This window comes from Streptomyces sp. NPDC058240, from assembly GCF_042882135.1.
Taxonomy (GTDB): domain Bacteria; phylum Actinomycetota; class Actinomycetes; order Streptomycetales; family Streptomycetaceae; genus Streptomyces.
The window spans coordinates 1-2,502 of the sequence record NZ_JBHVWT010000138.1; the positions used below are offsets into that span (position 1 = coordinate 1).

Annotated in this window: 3 protein-coding genes and 1 pseudogene; all 4 read left to right on the top strand. The window is 65.9% G+C overall.

Annotation, left to right across the window (positions count from 1 at the left end; all coding sequences use genetic code 11):
• On the top strand, positions 1–1,189 hold a 1,189-nt coding region (locus ACFVX4_RS41915), incomplete at its 5' end, for an IS256 family transposase (RefSeq protein WP_389988730.1).
• A 41-nt stretch (positions 1,190–1,230) separates the two neighbouring features.
• Positions 1,231–1,287, top strand: a pseudogene (locus ACFVX4_RS41920) (hypothetical protein); the annotation flags it as partial.
• Positions 1,270–1,410 carry an LGFP repeat-containing protein gene (locus ACFVX4_RS41925; protein ID WP_389988735.1) on the top strand — a complete coding sequence of 47 codons (141 nt, stop codon included), beginning with the start codon at positions 1,270–1,272 and terminating at the stop codon, positions 1,408–1,410. The pseudogene ACFVX4_RS41920 and the gene ACFVX4_RS41925, both read left to right, overlap by 18 nt.
• Before the next feature lie 45 nt (positions 1,411–1,455).
• Positions 1,456–2,274, top strand: coding sequence for a hypothetical protein (locus ACFVX4_RS41930; protein ID WP_389988733.1), 819 nt, complete (start codon positions 1,456–1,458; stop codon positions 2,272–2,274).
• Positions 2,275–2,502: the final 228 nt, after the last annotated feature.

A 2,502-nucleotide genomic window follows, 5' to 3' on the forward strand; every position in this document is an offset into this window, starting at 1 on the left:
TCAGGCCGAGGGCTTGCGGCTGACCGGTGAGGGCGGGCTGCTGCAGCAGCTGACGAAGCGGCTGCTGGAGTCGGCTCTCGAGGGCGAGATCACCGGCCACCTCGGCTATGACAAGCACGACCCGGCCGGGAAGAACGGTGGGAACTCCCGCAACGGCACCCGTGGCAAAACCGTGCTCACGGACGTCGGCCCGGTGGAGATATCCGTGCCCCGTGACCGTGACGGATCTTTCGAGCCGAAGATCGTCCGCAAGCGGCAGAAGCGTCTGTCCGGCGTGGACGAGATGGTGATCTCGCTGTCCGCGAAGGGCCTGACGACCGGTGAGGTCCAGGCCCACCTGGCCGAGGTCTATGGAGCCGAAGTCTCCCGCCAGACGATCTCCACCATCACCGACAAGGTCATGGAAGGCATGGCCGAATGGCAGAACCGGCCCCTCGACGCTGTCTACCCGGTGATCTTCATCGACGCGATCCACGTGAAGATCCGCGACGGCGCGGTAGCCAACAGGCCCATATATGTGGCCTTGGCGGTCACGACCGAGGGTCGGCGGGATATCCTCGGGCTGTGGGTCGGCGACGGCGGCGAGGGCGCCAAGCACTGGATGCACATCCTCACCGAGATCAAGAATCGCGGAGTGAACGACGTCCTCATGCTCGTCTGTGACGGGCTCAAGGGACTTCCCGACGCGGTCGAGACCGTCTGGCCGCGAACGACCGTCCAGACGTGCGTGGTCCACCTGCTGCGGAACTCCTTCCGCTATGCCGCCCGCCAGGACTGGGACAAGATCGCGCGTGTCCTCAAGCCCGTCTATACGGCGGCGACCGAGGAAGCCGCACTGGAGCGGTTCGCCGACTTCGCCGATGCCTGGGGCAAGAAGTATCCGGCGATCGTCCGGCTCTGGGAGAACGCCTGGGAAGAGTTCACTCCGTTCCTCCGCTTCGACACCGAGATCCGTCGCATCGTCTGCACCACGAACGCGATCGAGTCTGTGAACGCCAGGATCCGCCGGGCGGTCAAGGCCCGCGGCCACTTCCCGAACGAGACCGCCGCCTTGAAGTGCGTCTACATGGCCATCATGTCCCTGGACCCCACCGGCAAGGGCCAGGCCCGCTGGACCATGCGCTGGAAGACCGCACTCAACGCCTTCGACATCACCTTCGACGGCCGCCTCTCCGCAGCACGCCAGTAACTCCAACAACCTGAGTTACACCGCTCGTTTGACAGACCCTCCACCCCATCTGGGGCCTCATCCGCGACAAGTGGGCCGCCATGGGCTGGGAGAAGGGCTCCCTCGGCTACCCCACCAGCGACGAACTGTCCCTCCCTGACGGCGCTGGGAAGCGTCAGGTGTTCCAGGGCGGCTCGCTCTACTGGCATCCCACGCGCTCCAACGGCGTCCACCCCGTCTGAGGCCTCATCGGCCAGCGCTGGGGACAGGCGGGCTGGGAAGGCGGGGTGTACGGCTACCCCATTACCGACGAACTCCAGCAGGAGGGCGTCACCCAGATGTTCGAGCACGGCCCCATCCGGTGGTCGTCGAACGAGACCGCGAACCCGCTGATCCCCCGCGCGAATGCCCAGTTCTTCCAGGGCAGCCCGGCCCCGGGTGATCTGAAGGAGAGCGCCACGCTGCTGCCCAAGGGCCCCGACCGGGGCATCGTCGTGGTGCGCGGCTACATCGGCGACGACGGCAACCCGGTCAACCACTCCCTGGGCAACCACCGCCTGTGGAGCACCGAACCCGAAGCCAGCTCCAAGGTGGCCATCGCCTGGGACACCGCCACGGGCCAGGTCGGGATCTACGTCGACCAGTCCTGTGTCGGGGATCTGCCGTGCCGTAATGCCAAGCCTCTGGTGCGTACCGAGCACGCCAAGGTGGTCCAGGACGACCGGACCCCGCAGAACGAGTACTGGGCGGAGCCCTACGGTGACGGCGGCATCCGGGTGGACGTGTCAGCGGTCAACTCGTTCGTGGACGTCCCGGGCTCGCAGTACGCGAATCTCGGCCGGATCAACGCAACGTTCCACATTCACCCGCACGGTTACGACGACAAGAACAAGAACTTCACCGGCTTCGACGTCGACACGAACAAGGACAAGTACCCGTCCTGGGAGGTCCTGCGCTACCCGCGTCTGCTGGAGAACTCCGGTTCCCCGCAGGCTCTGTGGCAGGGCACCGTGTGGCAGGGTTCCATCTTGGACCTGAAGGCCCCGCAGCACCTGTGCTACCGGAATGACCCGGACCACGCACCCGTCAGCATGACCTGCAACTGATCAACGCGGAAGGGCCGGTCCGTCCGGTCCTCCCGCTCAGTCCACTGGCACGATGTACGCCCTGGCGCTGGGCACGGAATAAGCCAGCAGGATCGTCACCCGCCCGCGGCACGTTCGCGGGCGGGTGACACATGGGGCTTTCCCCTTGATCGTGGACACCGGTTGTCATGCGGCGGTGGCCAGCGTAGTTGATCGTTGTTCGTAGGCGATCGGGCTGATCTGGCCGAG

Excerpts from the sequence above, each read along its gene's own strand:
- ACFVX4_RS41925 (WP_389988735.1), top strand. The coding sequence starts at position 1,270 with ATGGGCTGGGAGAAGGGCTCCCTCGGCTACCCCACCAGCGACGAACTG.